Below are 17,950 nucleotides of genomic sequence, written 5' to 3'. Positions count from 1 at the left end.
GGATTGATTCGAATAATAACGGGATAAGAGATGATGTGGAGATTAAGATATTAAATTTCAAACCGAGTATATGTCGTTTCAGACCTGATGCAAAAGAGTGTAACTTATCACATAATCCAGCTTTTATTGCTGTTGCTTTTCAGTATGCAAGAACATATCAGAAAATTCTTAATGAATTCGACGGTACTAAGGAAAGTGCTTATAGGTTGGAAAGAATAGTGAATAAAGCTGTAGAATGTGGTTTTTATTTTGAATATATAAAAAAATCAATAAAATATGTAAGTCCTGGTGGTTTAACAGAATCAATAACTTACAATACAAAAGATAGAAAACAACATTATTATGAGTATGATAAACAATTAAGTAGCGGTGTTTTTAGTGGGACAAAATATTTTAAAGATTATCCTAAACAATGTGAGTTTAATGTTAGGTTAATAGAAAAAGCAATGGAAAAATAAAATAATAGATTTTTTTATTTTTTTATCAAAAAAGTCTTGACATGGGATATGTTTTTACATATAATTTCAATCCACAAAGACAAATAAAGAGATGCCGGCGTAGCTCAGTTGGCTAGAGCAGCTGATTTGTAATCAGCAGGTCGGGGGTTCGAGTCCCTTCGCCGGCTCCATTGATTAATTCAGCGTTTGACCAGTTAAACTGGTGGGGTTCCCGAGTGGCCAAAGGGGACGGGCTGTAAACCCGTTGGCGTTCGCCTTCGCAGGTTCGAATCCTGCCCCCACCACCATGAGCGGGCGTAGCTCAGTTGGCTAGAGCGTCAGCCTTCCAAGCTGAGGGTCGCGGGTTCGAGTCCCGTCGCCCGCTCCAGTACTGAGAAACTGGGAGCTGAGCAAACTACTTTAATAATGTTGTCTGCTCATACACTCCCATAATTAATTATTGTTTTGTTAAACAAAACATTGCTAGCAGTGTTTTTGCCCATATAGCTCAGTGGCAGAGCACTTCCTTGGTAAGGAAGAGGTCGCCGGTTCAATCCCGGCTATGGGCTCCAGCAAGGCCTTGTTGGAGACCATAAAAGAGCTAATTTTTAAAAATTTTAAATGGAGGAATAAAATGGCAAAAGAAAAATTCCAAAGAACTAAACCACACGTTAATATTGGTACTATCGGACACGTTGACCACGGTAAAACTACTCTTACAGCAGCTATTTCTGGTGTTCTTGCGATGAAAGGTTTCGCAGAAATGAAAGACTACGATCAAATCGACAACGCACCAGAAGAAAGACAAAGAGGTATTACAATTAATACATCTCACGTTGAATACGAAACTGAAAAAAGACACTACGCTCACGTAGACTGTCCAGGACACGCAGACTACGTTAAAAACATGATTACTGGTGCTGCGCAAATGGACGGAGCAATCTTAGTTGTTGCTGCTACTGACGGTCCTATGCCACAAACAAGAGAGCACATTCTACTTTCAAGACAAGTTGGTGTACCAGCTATCGTTGTGTTCTTAAATAAACAAGATATGGTAGACGATGAAGAGCTTCTTGAATTAGTTGAAATGGAAGTTAGAGAACTATTAAGCGAATATGATTTCGACGGTGACAATGCACCTGTTATCGCTGGTTCTGCTCTTAAAGCACTTGAAGAAGTAAAAGCTGGTCAACTTGGTGAGTGGTCAGAAAAAATTATGGAACTTATGAACGCAGTTGACGAATATATTCCAACTCCTGAGAGAGATACTGAAAAAGATTTCCTAATGCCAATCGAAGACGTATTCTCTATTTCTGGTAGGGGTACAGTTGTTACAGGTAGAATTGAAAGAGGTATCTTAAAACTTGGTGACGATGTTGATATCGTTGGATTCAGAGAAACAAGAACTACAAAAGTTACTGGTATCGAAATGTTCAGAAAAGAAATGGACGAAGCTCAAGCTGGTGACAACGTAGGGGTACTTCTAAGAGGTATCGGAAAAGACGAAGTTGAAAGAGGTATGGTTCTTGCTAAACCTGGAAGTATTACACCTCATACAAAATTTGAAGCAGAAGTTTACGCATTAACAAAAGAAGAAGGTGGTAGACATAAACCATTCTTTAACGGATATAGACCACAATTCTACATCAGAACAACTGACGTAACTGGTACTATTCAATTACCAGAAGGTGTAGAAATGGTTATGCCTGGTGATAACGTAAAATTAACTGTAGAATTAATCGCTCCAATCGCACTTGAAGAAGGTACAAGATTCGCTATCAGAGAAGGTGGTAGAACTGTAGGTGCGGGAGTTGTAACTAAAATTATCGAATAAGGGTTCTCCCCTTATTTTTTAAAGGATAAAGATGAGAGAAATTATTCATCTAAAATGTACTGAGTGTGGAAGATTTAACTACCACACAACAAAAGAAAAAAGAAAACATCCTGAGAAATTCGAGATTAGAAAATATTGTAAATGGTGTAATAAACACACTATTCACAAAGAATCTAAACTTTAATTTCGGGCTCTTTGCCCTTTCATTAGACTCTATAAAGTTAGGGTCTAATGAGCGGGCGTAGCTCAGTTGGCTAGAGCGTCAGCCTTCCAAGCTGAGGGTCGCGGGTTCGAGTCCCGTCGCCCGCTCCACTTAGGGCAGTAGCTCCAATGGTAGAGCGGCGGTCTCCAAAACCGCTTGTTGGGGGTTCGAGTCCCTCCTGCCCTGCCACTAACCAATTTTTGGAAGAGGTAATTATGGATAAAATAAAAAAATTTATCAATTATGTAAAAGAAGCAAAAGAAGAATTAAACAAAGTAATTTTTCCAACAGCTCAACAAGTAAAACAATCATTTATAGCTGTAACATTAATGGTAACGGTAGTGGCGTTATTTTTAAGCTTGATTGATTTAATTATGAGTTCAATTCTTAAAGTAGTATTATAAGGAATATTATGGATAATAATAAAAATATGCAATGGTACGCTCTACAAGTTTATTCAGGTAGTGAACTAACTGTAAAAAAAGCTATTGAGAACTTAAAACAAGAATTGAATTTGCATGATAAAATCGGCGAAGTAGTAGTGCCTACCGAAGAAGTTATCGAAGTAAAAAACGGTAAAAAGAAAATTTTTGAGAGAAGTATTTATCCAGGATATGTATTTTTAGAAGCGGATTTAGATACTGCGTTGTGGCATAAAATCCAATCTCTTCCAAAAGTTGGTAGATTCATTGGTGAATCTAAGAAGCCAACTCCTCTAAAAAAAGAAGATATTGAAAAAATATTGGAAAAAGCAAAACAAAAATCTGCGCCTAAACCTAAAGTTAGCTTTGAAGAGGGCGAAGTGGTAAGAATTATCGAAGGTCCTTTTGCTAACTTTACAGGTGAAGTTGAAGATTTTGATTATGAAAAAGGTATGCTAAAACTAAACGTTACGATTTTCGGTAGAAGCACACCTGTAGAAATTCATTACACAAAAGTAGAAAAAATAGTATAAAGGATTCGGGATGGCAAAAAAAGTAGTAGAAGTATTAAAACTTCAAATCCCAGCTGGTAAAGCGAACCCATCACCTCCTGTCGGTCCAGCACTTGGACAAAGAGGTATTAACATTATGGAATTCTGTAAAGCTTTCAACGAAAAAACTAAAGATATGATGGGCTTTACAATTCCTGTTGAAATTACTGTTTATAACGATAGAAGTTTTACTTTTATCACAAAACAACCACCGGCAACTGACTTATTAAAAAAAGCTGCTGGTATTCAAAAAGGTAGTTCAAATCCTCTAAAAGAGAAAGTTGGAAAAATTACAACTGCTCAACTTAGAGAAATTGCTGAGAAAAAACTACCTGACTTAAATACAGATGATGTAGAAGTAGCAATGAAAATTCTTGCAGGAAGTGCAAGAAGTATGGGTATTGTAATAGAAGACTAAGACCACAGTGTGGTAGCAAAAATATTGCGTAGGAGTGAAAATGGCAAAAAAACATGGTAAAAGATATTTAGAACTGCTAAAAAAAATCGATAAAGATGTATATTCATTAAAAGAAGCAGTTGAAAAAGTAAAAGAATTAAAATCTGCAAAATTTGATGAAACAGTAGAATTAGCTTTAAGACTTGGAGTTGACCCAAGACATGCCGACCAAATGATTAGAGGTAGCGTAGTACTTCCGCACGGTACTGGTAAAGAAGTTAAAGTAGCAGTACTAGCAAAAGGTGAAAAAGCAGACGAAGCAAAAGCTGCTGGTGCTGATATCGTAGGTGAAGATGAAGTACTTGAAATGATTCAAAACGGAAATCTTGATTTCGATATTTTAATCGCTACTCCTGATATGATGGGTAAACTTGGTAGATTCGGTAAAATTTTAGGACCAAAAGGTCTTATGCCAAACCCTAAAACAGGTACTGTAACTATGGATGTTGCTCAAGCTGTTAAAAATGCTAAAGCTGGGCAAGTTAATTTCAGAGTTGATAAAAAAGGTAATATGCACGTTGGAATTGGAAAAGCAAGTTTCAGTGCTGAACAATTACTTGAAAATGCAATTGCTTTCGTAGAAAAAATTAATAAAATGAAACCGGCAAGTGCAAAAGGTAGATATATTCAAAATGCTGCACTAAGCCTAACAATGAGCCCAAGCGTAAAACTTGACGTTAACGAATTAGCTGAATACAAATAGGCCGAGTGCCTAAGTCCAAGTGACTTAGAAAGCAGGTGGGTTAATCCCTTAATACCCTGCCGAGTCTAAGAGAAAGGAGCTTTATGAAGAAAGAACTAAAAAAACAAATCGTTGAAGAGCTAACTCAAGAGTTTACAAAAGAAGTTAGCGTTTTTTATGCTGATTTTAAAGGTCAAACTGTAAAAGAACTAGAAGCTTTAAGAAAACAAATCAGAGAAGCTGAAGGTAAAACAAGAGTTGTAAAAAACACTCTTGCAAGAATCGCATTTGCAAATAACGGAATCGATGTTGATTTCGAAGAAAATAATATTTTCGTATGGGGTGAAGATCAAATCACTCTTGCAAAAATTTTAGTTAAACATGCAACGGCTCATAAAGACTCTTTTAAAATTAAGGGTGCAGTAATTGAAGGTGAAGTAAAAGATGCTGCATATGTTGAAGAAGTAAGCAAACTTCCAACAAAAGACGAGCTTCTTGGTATGGTTGCATTCATGATGAAAGCTCCTATTGCAAAATTTGCATGGGGACTTAACAAATTAATCGAGAAAAAAGAACAAGAACAATAAAAAATATAAATTAAATAGGAGGAGTAGATATGGCTTGTACATTTGAACAAATTTTAGAAACTATTGAAAACTTAACAGTAAAAGAACTTAACGAATTAGTTAAACTTTTCGAAGAAAAATTCGATGTAAGCGCACAACCTACAGTAGTAGCTGGTGCAGCAGGTGGAGCAGCTGGTGGTGCTGGTGAAGAAAAAACTGAATTCGATGTAATTCTTAAAGATGCTGGTGCTAAAAAAATTAACGTAATTAAAGTTGTAAGACAAATTACTGGTGCTGGACTTAAAGAAGCTAAAGAACTAGTTGACGGTGCGCCAAGCACAATTAAAGAAGCTGTAAGTAAAGAAGAAGCTGAAGAAATCAAAAAAGCACTTGAAGAAGCAGGAGCAACTGTAGAAGTTAAATAATTTCTCTTGCTTTTTTTCTTTTTTTATGATATATTAACTTTTTTATACCTCTACACAAATTCTGCGCAGGAGAGCCTATGTTAAACCAACTAAAATCAGCAAATAGATTAAGACTTGATTTTTCTAAAATTCCACAAATACTTGATATTCCGAATTTACTACACTTACAACAAAATTCGTTTCAAGATTTCATAAATGTTAAAGAACCTGAAAAAAGCGGTATTCACAAAGTATTTAAGTCTATGTTTCCGATTACGGATGCGCAAAATAGAATTACTTTAGAATATGCGGGAATTGAATTTAAAAAACCTAAATATACCGTTAGAGAATGTATGGAAAAAGGTCTTACATATTCTATACCTATTAGAATCAAAGTCAGACTTATAGTACATGAAAGAGATGAAAAAACCGGTGAAAAAATCGGTATTAAAGATATAAAAGAGCAAACTTTATTTATTAGAGATATTCCTTTAATGACTGAAAGAACAAGCTTTATTATTAACGGCGTTGAAAGAGTTATCGTAAACCAACTTCATAGAAGCCCGGGTGTTATCTTCAAGCAAGAAGAAGCACAAAATTCAAATAAATTATTATATTCGGCACAAATTATCCCTGATAGAGGTAGTTGGGTTTATTTTGAATATGACGTAAAAGACGTTTTATATGTTAGAGTAAATAAAAGAAGAAAAGTTCCTGTTACGATACTTCTTAGAGCTATGGATTATAGCAAAGAAGATATTTTAAAAATGTTTTATCCAATAATTGATATTTTTGTAAAAAATAATAAATTTTTAATGAAATCGACTCAACTTGAAGTTGGAAAATTAGATTATGATTTAAAAGATGAAGACGGAAATATAATAGTTCCAGCAGGTAAAAGAATAACAAAAAGAAAACTAAAAGAAATTCAAGAAAAATATGAGTTTGTTGAATATCCTATCGAAACACTTCTTGATAGACATTTGGCAGAACCGGTATACGATCCGGTAACAGGTGAAGTTTTATTTGATACGTTAACTGTTTTAAATGAAGTAAAACTTAAAAAAATAGCTGAATCTCAAATTGAGCATTTTAAAATCGTAAATGACTTGGCTGACGGTGTTGATGACGGTATTTTGAGAGCTTTTCATCAAGATATGGAAACATTAAAAATTTTAAAACAAACTGAGGGCATCGAAAACGAAAACGATTTGGCAAGAATCAGAATTTATAAAGTTATGAGACCTGGGGAGCCTGCAAACCCTCAAACTGCAAAAGAGTTGTTTGAAAAATTATTCTTCGATCCTGAAAGATACGACTTAACAAAAGTCGGGCGTATGAAAATGAATCATAAACTAGGTCTTAACGTTCCTGATGAAGTAACTGTTTTAACATATCAAGATATTATTAAAACTATTCAATACTTAATAGGTGTTAAAAACGGTGTTGGACAAATTGACGATAGGGACCATTTAGGAAACAGAAGAATCAGAAGTATCGGAGAATTGCTTGCAAACAAACTTCAAGACGGTCTTGCAAAAATGCAAAAAACTATTAAAGACAAAATGACGACCGTTACGAATGTAAACGACCTGCTTCCTATGGATTTGGTAAATACTAAACTTGTAACGACAACAATTTTAGACTTTTTCGCAACAGGTCAGCTTTCTCAATTTATGGACCAAACAAACCCACTTAGTGAAGTTGCACATAAAAGAAGACTTTCAGCACTTGGTGAGGGTGGTGTTACAAGAGAAAGAGCCGGATTTGAAATTAGGGACGTTCATCCGAGCCATTACGGAAGAATTTGTCCGATTGAAACGCCTGAGGGACAAAACATCGGTCTTGTTAATACTTTATCAACTTATGCTAAAGTAAATGAATTCGGATTTATCGAAGCTCCTTATAGAGTGGTTAAAGACGGTCGCGTTACTGACGAAATCGTATATTTGACAGCAACTCAAGAAGAAGAAAAAGTAATCGCTCCCGCTTCTGTAAGAATTGACGAGCAAACGGGAGAAATTCTTGATGATTTGGTAGAAGCGAGAAAAGACGGCGAAATTATTCTTGTTGATAAAAAAGAAGTGGATCTTTATGACCTAAACCCTAAAATGATCGTAGGGGTCGGTGCGTCACTTATTCCGTTCCTTGAACATGACGACGCAAACAGGGCGTTAATGGGATCGAACATGCAACGTCAAGGTGTTCCGCTACTTAGAAGTGAGGCGCCGATTGTCGGTACGGGAATGGAAAAATACGTAGCGCGTGATGCGTGGCAAATCGTAAAAGCTAAAAGAGGCGGAAAAGTTATTAAAGTAGACGCTAAAAACATCTATATTTTAGGTGAAGACGAAAACGGTGCGTATATTGACCATTACGGACTTGAAAAATACCTTAGAACCAACCAAAATACATGTTTTGACCAAAGACCGATTGTAAAAGTCGGAGATGTTGTAAAAGCCGGAGACGTTATTGCCGACGGTCCAAATATGGATAACGGGGAAATCGCACTTGGTAAAAACGTTCTTGTTGCATTTATGCCGTGGAACGGATACAACTTCGAGGATGCTATCGTTTTAAGTGAGAGAATTATTAAAGACGACGTATATACATCTGTACATATTTATGAAGAAGTATGTGAAGTTAGAGAGCTAAAACACGGGCTTGAAGAATTGACAGCGGATATTCCTGGTGTAAAACCTGAGCATTTAACTCATCTTGACGAGAGCGGAATTATTAAAGTAGGTACATACGTAAAACCTGGAATGATTTTAGTTGGTAAAATTTCACCAAAAGGTGATGTAAAACCTACGCCTGAAGAGAGATTATTAAAATCTATTTTCGGTGACAAATCAGGACATGTCGTAAATAGTTCTCTTTATGCACCTGCAAGTATGGAAGGTGTGGTAATAGACGTTAAAGTTTACACTAAAAAAGGTTATGAGCTTGACGAAAGAGCTAAAAAAGCTTATGAAGAAGAAAAAGCTAAAATTGAAGAAATTTATCAGAATCAATTAAGTATTATCGATAAAGAAGAGATTTTAGCACTTGCAAACTTACTTTCAAGCAAACCTTTAATCAAAGACGTTGAACTAAACGGAAAAACATACAAAGCCGGCGAAACTATTCCAAAAGAAGAGTTACAAAACATTAACAGATTCTTATTACTAAGTCTTGTTGAATATTTCGATGAAGAAACTCAAAAAGAATTCGAAAACGTAAAAGCTAAATATCAAAAAGAAAAAGAAAAAATCAGACGTGATTACGACGAAAAACTTGAAGTGCTTGAAAGAGACGACATCCTGCCAAACGGTGTTGCGAAAATGGTAAAAGTATATATTGCAAACAAAAGAAAAATCAAAGTCGGTGATAAAATGGCAGGTAGACACGGTAACAAAGGTATCGTAAGTATTATCGTACCTGAAGAAGATATGCCTTATATGGAAGACGGAAAAACTGTTGATATCGTATTAAACCCTCTTGGGGTACCTTCAAGGATGAATATCGGGCAAATTCTTGAAGTGCATTTAGGACTTGTAGGTAAAAAATTGGGAGAACAAATTCAAAATATCCTAAAAGAAAAACAAGACGATATGATGAATAAACTAAGAGCCAAAATGAAAGAAATAGTAAAAGTGGCTCATTTCGGAGAACATTTTGAAAAATTCCTTGATAGCTTAACAAACGAAGAGTTATTAAAATATGCTCAAGATTGGGCTAAAGGAGTTAAATTCTCAACTCCTGTATTCGAGGGTGTTACTGAAGAAGAATTCAAAAAACTATTCGAACTTGCAGGAATTCCGGAAGATGGAAAAACTCAACTTTATGACGGAAGAACGGGTGAGCCTATTAAAGAGAGAGTTAATGTCGGATATATGTATATGTTAAAACTACATCACCTTGTTGATGATAAAGTTCACGCAAGAAGTATCGGACCGTACAGCTTGATTACTCAACAACCTGTAGGTGGTAAAGCACTATTCGGTGGACAAAGATTCGGGGAAATGGAAGTATGGGCACTTGAAGCTTACGGTGCGGCATACAACCTAAAAGAGATGCTAACTACGAAATCGGACGATGTTGAAGGTAGAAATAGAGCGTATAGAGCTCTAACAAGAGGAGAAAACGTTCCGATTGAAGGGCTTAGTGAAACATTCTTTGTATTATCTAAAGAGCTTAGAGCACTTGGACTTGATTTAGAGTTTTATAAAAAGGAAGAAGACAATGAAGAATTTTAAATACGTAAAACTTGACTGGGACGAAGAAAACAGACCGCAAGATATCGATGCGGTACAAGTAAAAATAGCAAGCCCTGAAGAGATTCTTTCTTGGTCTCACGGTGAAGTTAAAAAACCTGAGACTATTAACTATAGAACTCTAAAACCGGAACGCGACGGGCTTTTCTGTGCGAAAATTTTCGGTCCTATTAACGATTACGAATGTCTTTGCGGTAAATACAAAAAAATGCGCTACAAAGGAATCGTGTGTGAAAAATGTGGTGTAAAAGTTACTACTTCAAAAGTAAGACGTGAAAGATTCGGTCATATTGAGCTTGTAACACCTGTAGCGCATATTTGGTATGTAAGTAACCTCCCAAGTAGAATCGGTACGCTTCTTGATATAAAAATGAAAGACCTTGAGAGAGTTCTTTATTATGAAGCGTATGTTGTTTACGAACCTGGCGATGCACCTGTAAAAAGAGGTGACGTATTAGTTGAAGAAGAATACCGAAAACTTGTAGAGTTATACGGAGATACCGGTTTCCATGCTGAAATGGGTGCTGAGATTATCAGAAAAATGCTTGAAGAATTAGACCTGCCAGAAATGTATTATTCTCTAAAAGAAGAGCTTAAAAACACAAAAAGTGAAGCGAGAAAAAAAGAGATTGTTAAAAAACTTAAAATCGTAGAAGGATTCCTAAATAGCGACAATAGACCTGAGTGGATGATTATGTCTGTTATTCCGGTATTACCGCCTGATTTAAGACCTCTTGTAGCACTTGACGGAGGTAAATTCGCGGTAGCTGATGTTAACGACCTTTATAGAAGAGTTATTCACAGAAACCAAAGACTTAAAAGATTAATCGAACTTGACGCGCCTGAAATTATTATCAGAAACGAAAAAAGAATGCTTCAGGAAGCGGTTGACGCACTATTTGATAACGGAAGAAGAGGTAACACTATTAAAGGCGCGAACAAAAGACCTCTTAAATCTTTAAGTGATATTATTAAAGGTAAAACGGGAAGATTCAGACAAAACCTTCTTGGTAAAAGGGTTGACTATTCAGGAAGAAGCGTTATTGTTGTGGGACCAAATCTAAGAATGGATCAATGCGGTCTTCCTAAAAAAATGGCGCTTGAATTATTCAAGCCTCATCTAATCGGTAAACTTGAAGAGAAAGGTTACGCAACAACTATCAAACAAGCAAAAAAACATATCGAAGAAAAAACTCCGGAAGTTTGGGAATGTTTGCAAGAAGTGGTAGATCAATATCCGGTATTGTTAAACAGGGCGCCAACACTTCATAAATTATCTATTCAGGCGTTCCACCCGGTACTAATCGACGGAAATGCGATTCAATTGCATCCGCTTGTTTGTGCGGCGTTTAACGCCGACTTCGACGGTGACCAAATGGCGGTACACGTACCTTTATCTCAAGAAGCGATTGCGGAAGCTAAAATTTTAATGTTAAGTAGTATGAACATTCTATTACCGGCATCAGGTAAAGCTATTGCTGTACCAAGCCAAGATATGGTACTTGGTGTTTATTATATTTCACTAATCAAAGACGGCGTAAAAGGCGAACATAAACTATTCGCAAGTCCGGAAGAAGTGCTTATTGCTTTTGATGAAGGTGCTGTTGATTTACATGCGAAAATCAAAGTAAAAGTAAAAGGCGAAATAGTAGAAACTACGCCTGGTAGAATGATTTTACACTCAATTACGCCTGATTTCGTACCGGTTGAGATGTATAATAAAATCATGAAGAAAAAAGACATTTCGGCGTTGGTTGATTATGTATATAAAGTGGGCGGACTTAAAGTAACTGCCGAATTCCTTGATAAATTGAAAGATTTAGGTTTCAGATATGCTGCGAAAGTCGGGGTATCTATCTCTATGGCTGATATTATCGTACCTGAAGACAAACCTAAAATTATTCAAGAAGCATTGCAAAAAGTAAAAGAAGTTCAAGAGCAATATAAAAAAGGTCTTTTAACAGAGCAAGAAAGATACAACAAAATTATCGATATCTGGACAAAAGTGGATAACGATATTAAAGAAAAACTTCTTGAAATTATGAAAAAAGACAAAGACGGATTCAACTCAATTTATATGATGGCGGATTCGGGAGCAAGAGGTAGTGCGTCTCAGATTAAACAGCTTGCAGGTATGAGGGGTCTTATGGCAAAACCTAACGGAGAAATTATCGAGACTCCAATTATTTCGAACTTTAAAGAAGGTCTGAACGTACTTGAGTTCTTTATTTCGACTCACGGTGCGAGAAAAGGTCTTGCGGATACGGCTCTTAAAACGGCGAGTGCGGGATATCTTACAAGAAAACTTGTTGACGTATCTCAAAACTTTAGAGTTACAATGCAAGATTGCGGTACTCACGAAGGTGTTGAAGTTACGGATATTACCGACGGTTCGACATTGGTTGAGTCTCTTGAAGAGAGAATTTACGGAAGAGTACTTGCGGATGACGTATATGACCCTATTACTAACGAAGTGTTATTTACTGAGGGTACGCTAATTACTGAAGAAGAAGCGAAAGAGATTGTAAGAAAAGGTGTTAAGTCTGTAAAAGTCAGAAGTGCTCTTACTTGTAAAGCGCCTAAGGGAATCTGTGCTAAATGTTACGGAATGAACTTGGCTGAGAGAAAACTTGTAAAAGTAGGTGAAGCCGTAGGTATTATCGCAGCTCAATCAATCGGTGAGCCCGGTACTCAGCTGACACTTAGAACGTTCCATACCGGTGGTATTGCGGGAAGTACGCAAGAAGAAAGACAAATCGTAGCGAGCAAATACGGATATATCAGATACTACAATATCGAAACATATGATAGAGACGGAAAAAGAATCGTTGCAAACAGACGTAATGCGGCTGTATTGTTGGTGGAGCCTAAGCTAAAAGCGCCGTGTGACGGAATCGTAAAAGTTGAAACTCAACACGAAGAAGTGATTATCGAAGTACATTGTGATGATGGAAGTATCAAAAGATATTCTTTAAGAAAAAACGATATCGTAAAAGGTACCGAGCTTGCAGGTATTGCAGGTAAAACGGAAGGAAAACTATATATTCCTTACAAAGACCAAAAAGTAAATAAAGACGACGCTATCGTTGAGGTAATCAAAGAAGCTTGGTACGTACCTCAAAGGATACCTTACGGTGCGGAGCTTAAAGTTGCGGATAACGAGCCGGTACCTCAAAAAGTTGAAAGTAAAGCAAGCGGTATTATTAAATACTATAAATTGACAGGTGATCATCTTGAAAGAGTTTATGACCTAAAAGCCGGAACTGAAATCGGATATGACAATGAATTTAAAGGTCTGTTTGCTGTAGTTGTTGATGCAAACGACAGAGAGGCGGATAGATATTATATCGTTAGAGGTTCTAAAATTCTAAAAGACGATAATGCAGAAGTAAAAGCCGGCGAAGTAATTGCGGAGCCGATTAGCGGTGAGAGCAAAGTGGTTGCGGAGTGGGATCCGTTTGCTAACCCAATCTTAGCTGAAGCTGACGGCGTTGTTAAATTCGAAGACGTTATCGACGGATTTACGGTTACGACTCAAATTGACGAGCTTACGGGTGAGTCAAGAATTATCGTAAAAGAGTATTTACCAAAAGGATATCATCCGAGAATCCTTCTTGCGGCAAAAGACAAAGTATACGAATACGTACTTGAGCCTAAAACGGTTATTCACGTACAAGAAGGTACTGAAGTTAAACAAGGGGATATCCTTGCTAAAACACCAAAAGCGGTTGCAAAATCAACGGATATTACAGGGGGTCTTCCGAGAGTTAACGAATTATTCGAAGCAAGAAGACCTAAATCACCTGCAATTATCAGTGAAATTGACGGATATGTGAAATTCGGTAAATCTATTAGAGGTAAACAAAGACTTATCGTAGAAGGTGAAACAAGCGTAAAAGAATATCTTGTACCGGCGGATAGACAAATCTTGGTGCATGAGGGAGATTTCGTTCATGCGGGTGAGAGACTCACTGACGGACAAGTTTCAAGTTATGATATTTTAAATATCCTTGGAGAAAAAGCGTTACAACAATATATCGTTAGCGAAGTTCAAAAAGTATATAGACTCCAAGGGGTTAATATCAACGATAAACATATCGAACTTATCGTAAATCAGATGCTAAGACAAGTAAGAATCGTAGATAGCGGCGATACTAAATTTATCGAAGGCGATTTGGTAAGTAGAAAAATGTTTAACGAAGAAAACGAAAGAATTAAAAAATTCGGTGGAGAGCCGGCTATTGCGGAACCTGTGCTTGTAGGTATTACAAGAGCTGCGATTCAAAGTGACAGCTTTATTTCGGCGGCATCGTTCCAAGAAACGACAAGAGTTCTTACGGAAGCAAGTATTCAAGGAAAATTCGATTACCTTGAAGACTTCAAAGAAAACATCGTACTTGGTAGGGTTGTACCTGTTGGTACTGGTATGTTCTATCACAAAGACAGAGACCTCAAACTTGAACACGGAGAGGATGAATAATCCTCTTTTTTCTTCATTTTTTCTTTTTTTCAATCAAAAGTGTCAGTGAAAAACCTTGACTTTTAGAGAGAGAGAGTATAATAGCCTCCTAAATATTTCAAAAGGAGGAAGTGATGAAAAAAGTACTTAAAGTTTTGTTGGTATTATTTTTTAGTGTCGGACTTGCTTCTGCTTCAAATCTAAAGCAGAATGATATTGATTTTGCTTTTAGTGGTGTTAAATCTTCTGAAATTGTTTTGTTAAATAAAACCGATATGACGAAAATAAAAGGTGCAGGTTGGTTTAAACACTTTAGACATTCTCTTAGACATTTCGGACATTCAATTAGACATTGGAGCCATTCTATTTATAAAAAAATTAGAAGAATACCGAGATGGAGAAGATATAGACTTGCTTTACAGGCAATTGGTGTAATTGGAGCTATATATACTGGAGGTGCAATTTATCCTACTTTTCAAGGTTTTGCTTATTCTATTGCATGGTAAAGGAGCTATAATGAAAAAAATTATTTTTTTCTTTTCTTTTTTTGTTTTTTTGTTTGGTATGTCATTTTCAAACGATTATAAAAAATATGTTAGTGTTGGTTTAGGAGTTTGCAAAAGTAAAAAATATAATGGGTTTAATATTTCAACTGATTTTGGTTATAAAAATAATAAGGATAGATTTTATTTAAATCTTTCTAATTTAAATTTTGATACACAAAATGATTTAGGATTATTTTCTTACTCATTAAATTACGATAAATTTATATTTAATGATGTAAATTTTATGCCTTTTGTAGGGTGTGGTATAAATTTTATTGAAATAGGTGATGATAATGGAGTTTATGATAATAAGTTTGGTTTTAATTTAAAGGCTGGATTATTATATAACTTTGGTACTCATTGGTCTCTAAATTTAAAAGAAATTTATACATATATAAATCATAAAGACATAAAATACACATATGGAACTACATTAAATTTAGAGTATCAATTTTAAAAAATGAAAAAAATATTCTTTTTATTATTCCCTTTCCCTTTTTTATTGTTTGGGAAAATGTTTACAATAGAGGACAATAATAAAATTAATATTTCAACCGGATTTAATTATATTAATTCTTGTTCTTCAAATAGTAATACTAATTTGATTGTCTTGAAAACTTTGAATGGTGATTTTGTAAAAGTTCCTGTTAATAGTGTAAATAATCAGTTAAAAGAATATATTGATACTTATATGTCATTCAAATATTCAGTTAATGAAAAATTATCTTTTATTGCTACTATTGACTATTATTTTTCTTTTTTAAAATCTTTGAATGAGCCTTATAAAACTATTTATCAAAAAGGATTTAATTATTTAAGTATCGGTACATTGTATAACATAAAACAAGAAACTGAAACTCCTGCATATTATTTAAAAATTACTACAAATGCAATAGAAAATATTCAATTTGATAATAATAGAAAAAATAAAAATTTCACAAATTTTAATTTTACAATAGGTAATTATTGGACTATTGATCCTTTAGTGTTTAATTTTGAATTTAGTTATATTCTGTATAGAAAATTAAATTATAGACAAAATTCGATAAAATATGGAAATATATATGATGTATCTCCGAATGTTATATTTAATATTAATCCTTTAATTTCAATAGGGTTTGGTGTTGATGTGCAATATTCTAAAAAAGATAAGATAAACGGTAATTATTCCGATAATGATGTTGTATTATTATTGCCAAATTTTTCGTTAGTCTATCAAATTGGTATACACTCTTCTTTAAATGTTAAATATTCTTGGCAAAATAATTTAACTCCTCAAAACACAATATCTATTGAATACTCTTTAGATATCAAATGAAAAAAATATTATTTCTTGTTTTAGGCATTTTACTTTTGGCAAAAAATTATAATTTGCCTAAATCGGTGTTATTCTCTTCACACAGTTGGATTAATTATAGGGATAAAAATGTGGAAAAGCAAAATTTTGATTATAGTTGCGGAAGTGCTTCTTTGGCTACTATTTTACATTATTTTTATAATAAAAACATAAAAGAAAAAGATGTATTGAAATATTTTTTTAAAAATAAAAAAAACGATGAGGTTTCTTTTTTAGATTTGTCAAATGCAGCGAAATATTTTGGTTTTAAAGCAGAAGGAATTGAAATTAAAAATATTAATTTATTGAAAAAATTAAAAATTCCAGTAATAATTTATTTGAATTTAGGGGGTTTTTATCATTTTAGTGTTTTGAAAAAAGTTAAAAACTATAAGGTTTATTTAGCTGATCCTACTTTTGGAAATACTGTTTTACCTTTTAAATATTTTGAAAAAATTTTTTTTCTAAAAAAAGGATATATGCTTCTTATTTTACCTAAAAATAAAAATATTGATATAAATTGGGATTTTGTAAAAATAAGAAATGGACAGGATGATAAAATTATTGATTTTTTAAAATTTAAAAATGATATTCCTTTCCCTTTTCGAGGGAAATAATAGTTTGTAAAAAATTGGAAATCTTGATATAATTCCGCACTAAAAACTTTATGAAAAAGGAAGGAAATGCCTACTATAAACCAATTAGTAAGAAAAGGTAGAAAAAAGGTGATTAAAAAATCTAAATCACCAGCACTTGTAAGCTGTCCTCAAAGAAGAGGGGTTTGTACGAGAGTATATACTACTACTCCTAAAAAACCAAACTCAGCGTTAAGAAAAGTTGCAAAAGTTAGACTAACTTCTGGATACGAAGTAATTAGTTACATTCCTGGTGAAGGACACAACCTACAAGAGCACAGCATCGTGCTTGTAAGAGGTGGTAGGGTAAAAGACTTACCAGGGGTTAAATATCACATCGTTAGAGGTGCTCTTGATACTGCGGGTGTTAAAGGAAGAGTACATTCAAGAAGTAAATACGGTACTAAAAAAGCTGACGCTGGTAAAAAATAATTTTTTAATAGCGTGTTAGAGTTGAGGTAAAAATAGCATTCGTTGGTTTTGGTTATAGTAGGAGCATAATAAGTGAAAAGTGTAAAATATAAAGTGAAAAGTTATTGAGTTTTAATTTTTCACTTTTAACTTTTAACTTGAAATTGCTCCTCACTGCCAAAAGGTAGAGTAAGGGTCGTCTGATGACGACTAAAAACTGAAGAGAAGGAGACATAATGAGAAGAAGAAGAGCCCCAAAAAGACCTGTAATGCCGGATCCGGTATATAACAGCGAAGTAGTTACAAAATTTATTAATAAAGTTATGTGGGACGGTAAAAAAACATTAGCTGAAAGAATTGTTTACGGAGCGATCGAGAGACTTAATGAAAAAGAAGAAGGTACAAAAGGTATCGATATTTTCTTTAAAGCTATCGAAAACGTAAAACCTCTACTTGAAGTTAGAAGTAGAAGAGTTGGTGGTGCTACATATCAAGTACCTATGGAAGTAAGACCTGAGAGACAACAAACTCTTGCAATCAGATGGATTGTTGATGCTGCAAGAAACAGAAACGAAAGAACAATGGTTGAAAGACTTGCAAACGAACTTTGGGATGCTGCTAACGAAAGAGGAGCAGCGTTCAAGAAAAGAGAAGATACTCATAGAATGGCTGAAGCTAACAAAGCGTTCGCTCACTTCAGATGGTAAGAGAATAATGGATAGAATATATAATTTTTTCTCTTTCCTCTTTTCC

Annotated in this window: 17 protein-coding genes and 6 tRNA genes; all 23 read left to right on the top strand. The window is 34.7% G+C overall.

The window, feature by feature from the left end:
- A partial coding sequence (locus tag EDC58_RS07535) for a hypothetical protein (RefSeq protein ID WP_211325239.1) occupies positions 1-458 on the top strand: 458 nt, incomplete at its 5' end.
- A gap of 93 nt (positions 459-551) precedes the next feature.
- Positions 552-628, top strand: a tRNA-Thr gene (locus tag EDC58_RS07530).
- Between the two features lie 31 nt (positions 629-659).
- Positions 660-745, top strand: a tRNA-Tyr gene (locus tag EDC58_RS07525).
- A 3-nt stretch (positions 746-748) separates the two neighbouring features.
- Positions 749-825 (top strand) — tRNA-Gly (locus tag EDC58_RS07520).
- Positions 826-934: 109 nt separating this feature from the next.
- Positions 935-1,009: transfer RNA gene (locus EDC58_RS07515), tRNA-Thr, on the top strand.
- A gap of 62 nt (positions 1,010-1,071) precedes the next feature.
- Positions 1,072-2,271 (top strand): elongation factor Tu, encoded by a 1,200-nt coding sequence (tuf, locus tag EDC58_RS07510; protein ID WP_123352908.1) that lies wholly within the window; start codon positions 1,072-1,074, stop codon positions 2,269-2,271.
- Between the two features lie 31 nt (positions 2,272-2,302).
- Complete coding sequence (rpmG, locus tag EDC58_RS07505; protein ID WP_007475321.1) at positions 2,303-2,455, top strand: 50S ribosomal protein L33; 153 nt, start codon at positions 2,303-2,305, stop codon at positions 2,453-2,455.
- Between the two features lie 51 nt (positions 2,456-2,506).
- Positions 2,507-2,583: transfer RNA gene (locus tag EDC58_RS07500), tRNA-Gly, on the top strand.
- 3 nt (positions 2,584-2,586) lie between these two features.
- Positions 2,587-2,662: transfer RNA gene (locus tag EDC58_RS07495), tRNA-Trp, on the top strand.
- A 26-nt stretch (positions 2,663-2,688) separates the two neighbouring features.
- Positions 2,689-2,877, top strand: coding sequence for a preprotein translocase subunit SecE (gene secE / locus EDC58_RS07490; RefSeq protein ID WP_123352900.1), 189 nt, complete (start codon positions 2,689-2,691; stop codon positions 2,875-2,877).
- An 8-nt stretch (positions 2,878-2,885) separates the two neighbouring features.
- Positions 2,886-3,428 (top strand): transcription termination/antitermination protein NusG, encoded by a 543-nt coding sequence (nusG, locus tag EDC58_RS07485; RefSeq protein ID WP_123352899.1) that lies wholly within the window; start codon positions 2,886-2,888, stop codon positions 3,426-3,428.
- A 10-nt stretch (positions 3,429-3,438) separates the two neighbouring features.
- Positions 3,439-3,864: a 50S ribosomal protein L11 gene (gene rplK, locus EDC58_RS07480; protein WP_123352898.1), complete on the top strand. Its 426-nt coding sequence runs from the start codon at positions 3,439-3,441 to the stop codon at positions 3,862-3,864.
- Positions 3,865-3,904: 40 nt separating this feature from the next.
- Positions 3,905-4,606, top strand: a complete 702-nt coding sequence (gene rplA / locus EDC58_RS07475; RefSeq protein WP_123352897.1) for a 50S ribosomal protein L1 — start codon at positions 3,905-3,907, stop codon at positions 4,604-4,606.
- Positions 4,607-4,689: 83 nt separating this feature from the next.
- A complete protein-coding gene (gene rplJ / locus EDC58_RS07470; protein WP_123352896.1) occupies positions 4,690-5,172 on the top strand; it encodes a 50S ribosomal protein L10 in 483 nt (160 codons plus the stop codon).
- A gap of 29 nt (positions 5,173-5,201) precedes the next feature.
- A complete protein-coding gene (gene rplL, locus EDC58_RS07465; RefSeq protein WP_123352895.1) occupies positions 5,202-5,576 on the top strand; it encodes a 50S ribosomal protein L7/L12 in 375 nt (124 codons plus the stop codon).
- A 77-nt stretch (positions 5,577-5,653) separates the two neighbouring features.
- A complete protein-coding gene (gene rpoB, locus EDC58_RS07460; protein WP_123352894.1) occupies positions 5,654-9,793 on the top strand; it encodes a DNA-directed RNA polymerase subunit beta in 4,140 nt (1,379 codons plus the stop codon).
- Positions 9,780-14,291: a DNA-directed RNA polymerase subunit beta' gene (gene rpoC / locus EDC58_RS07455; protein ID WP_123352893.1), complete on the top strand. Its 4,512-nt coding sequence runs from the start codon at positions 9,780-9,782 to the stop codon at positions 14,289-14,291. Before rpoB ends, rpoC begins: the two co-directional genes overlap by 14 nt.
- 113 nt (positions 14,292-14,404) lie before the next feature.
- Positions 14,405-14,776: a hypothetical protein gene (locus EDC58_RS07450; RefSeq protein ID WP_123352892.1), complete on the top strand. Its 372-nt coding sequence runs from the start codon at positions 14,405-14,407 to the stop codon at positions 14,774-14,776.
- A 10-nt stretch (positions 14,777-14,786) separates the two neighbouring features.
- Positions 14,787-15,272, top strand: coding sequence for a hypothetical protein (locus EDC58_RS07445; protein ID WP_123352891.1), 486 nt, complete (start codon positions 14,787-14,789; stop codon positions 15,270-15,272).
- Between the two features lie 3 nt (positions 15,273-15,275).
- Positions 15,276-16,133 (top strand): hypothetical protein, encoded by an 858-nt coding sequence (locus EDC58_RS07440; RefSeq protein WP_123352890.1) that lies wholly within the window; start codon positions 15,276-15,278, stop codon positions 16,131-16,133.
- Entirely contained in the window at positions 16,130-16,768 is a 639-nt protein-coding gene (locus EDC58_RS07435) for a C39 family peptidase (RefSeq protein WP_123352889.1), read from the top strand. Before EDC58_RS07440 ends, EDC58_RS07435 begins: the two co-directional genes overlap by 4 nt.
- Before the next feature lie 66 nt (positions 16,769-16,834).
- Positions 16,835-17,218, top strand: coding sequence for a 30S ribosomal protein S12 (rpsL, locus tag EDC58_RS07430; protein ID WP_123352888.1), 384 nt, complete (start codon positions 16,835-16,837; stop codon positions 17,216-17,218).
- Between the two features lie 215 nt (positions 17,219-17,433).
- Entirely contained in the window at positions 17,434-17,904 is a 471-nt protein-coding gene (gene rpsG / locus EDC58_RS07425) for a 30S ribosomal protein S7 (protein ID WP_123352887.1), read from the top strand.
- The last annotated feature ends 46 nt before the right edge of the window (positions 17,905-17,950 follow it).

Origin of the sequence: Caminibacter pacificus (assembly GCF_003752135.1) — a bacterium.
Lineage (GTDB): Bacteria > Campylobacterota > Campylobacteria > Campylobacterales > Nautiliaceae > Caminibacter > Caminibacter pacificus.
Note: the sequence above shows the minus strand (reverse complement) of the source record. Positions and strands in the feature narration are given on the sequence as shown.

Bases quoted from the DNA above. Each gene is read 5' to 3' on its own strand.
- tuf (WP_123352908.1), top strand. From the start codon at position 1,072: ATGGCAAAAGAAAAATTCCAAAGAACTAAACCACACGTTAATATTGGT.
- rpmG (WP_007475321.1), top strand. From the start codon at position 2,303: ATGAGAGAAATTATTCATCTAAAATGTACTGAGTGTGGAAGATTTAAC.
- secE (WP_123352900.1), top strand. From the start codon at position 2,689: ATGGATAAAATAAAAAAATTTATCAATTATGTAAAAGAAGCAAAAGAA.
- nusG (WP_123352899.1), top strand. From the start codon at position 2,886: ATGGATAATAATAAAAATATGCAATGGTACGCTCTACAAGTTTATTCA.
- rplK (WP_123352898.1), top strand. From the start codon at position 3,439: ATGGCAAAAAAAGTAGTAGAAGTATTAAAACTTCAAATCCCAGCTGGT.
- rplA (WP_123352897.1), top strand. From the start codon at position 3,905: ATGGCAAAAAAACATGGTAAAAGATATTTAGAACTGCTAAAAAAAATC.
- rplJ (WP_123352896.1), top strand. From the start codon at position 4,690: ATGAAGAAAGAACTAAAAAAACAAATCGTTGAAGAGCTAACTCAAGAG.
- rplL (WP_123352895.1), top strand. From the start codon at position 5,202: ATGGCTTGTACATTTGAACAAATTTTAGAAACTATTGAAAACTTAACA.
- rpoB (WP_123352894.1), top strand. From the start codon at position 5,654: ATGTTAAACCAACTAAAATCAGCAAATAGATTAAGACTTGATTTTTCT.
- rpoC (WP_123352893.1), top strand. From the start codon at position 9,780: ATGAAGAATTTTAAATACGTAAAACTTGACTGGGACGAAGAAAACAGA.
- EDC58_RS07450 (WP_123352892.1), top strand. From the start codon at position 14,405: ATGAAAAAAGTACTTAAAGTTTTGTTGGTATTATTTTTTAGTGTCGGA.
- EDC58_RS07445 (WP_123352891.1), top strand. From the start codon at position 14,787: ATGAAAAAAATTATTTTTTTCTTTTCTTTTTTTGTTTTTTTGTTTGGT.
- EDC58_RS07440 (WP_123352890.1), top strand. From the start codon at position 15,276: ATGAAAAAAATATTCTTTTTATTATTCCCTTTCCCTTTTTTATTGTTT.
- EDC58_RS07435 (WP_123352889.1), top strand. From the start codon at position 16,130: ATGAAAAAAATATTATTTCTTGTTTTAGGCATTTTACTTTTGGCAAAA.
- rpsL (WP_123352888.1), top strand. From the start codon at position 16,835: ATGCCTACTATAAACCAATTAGTAAGAAAAGGTAGAAAAAAGGTGATT.
- rpsG (WP_123352887.1), top strand. From the start codon at position 17,434: ATGAGAAGAAGAAGAGCCCCAAAAAGACCTGTAATGCCGGATCCGGTA.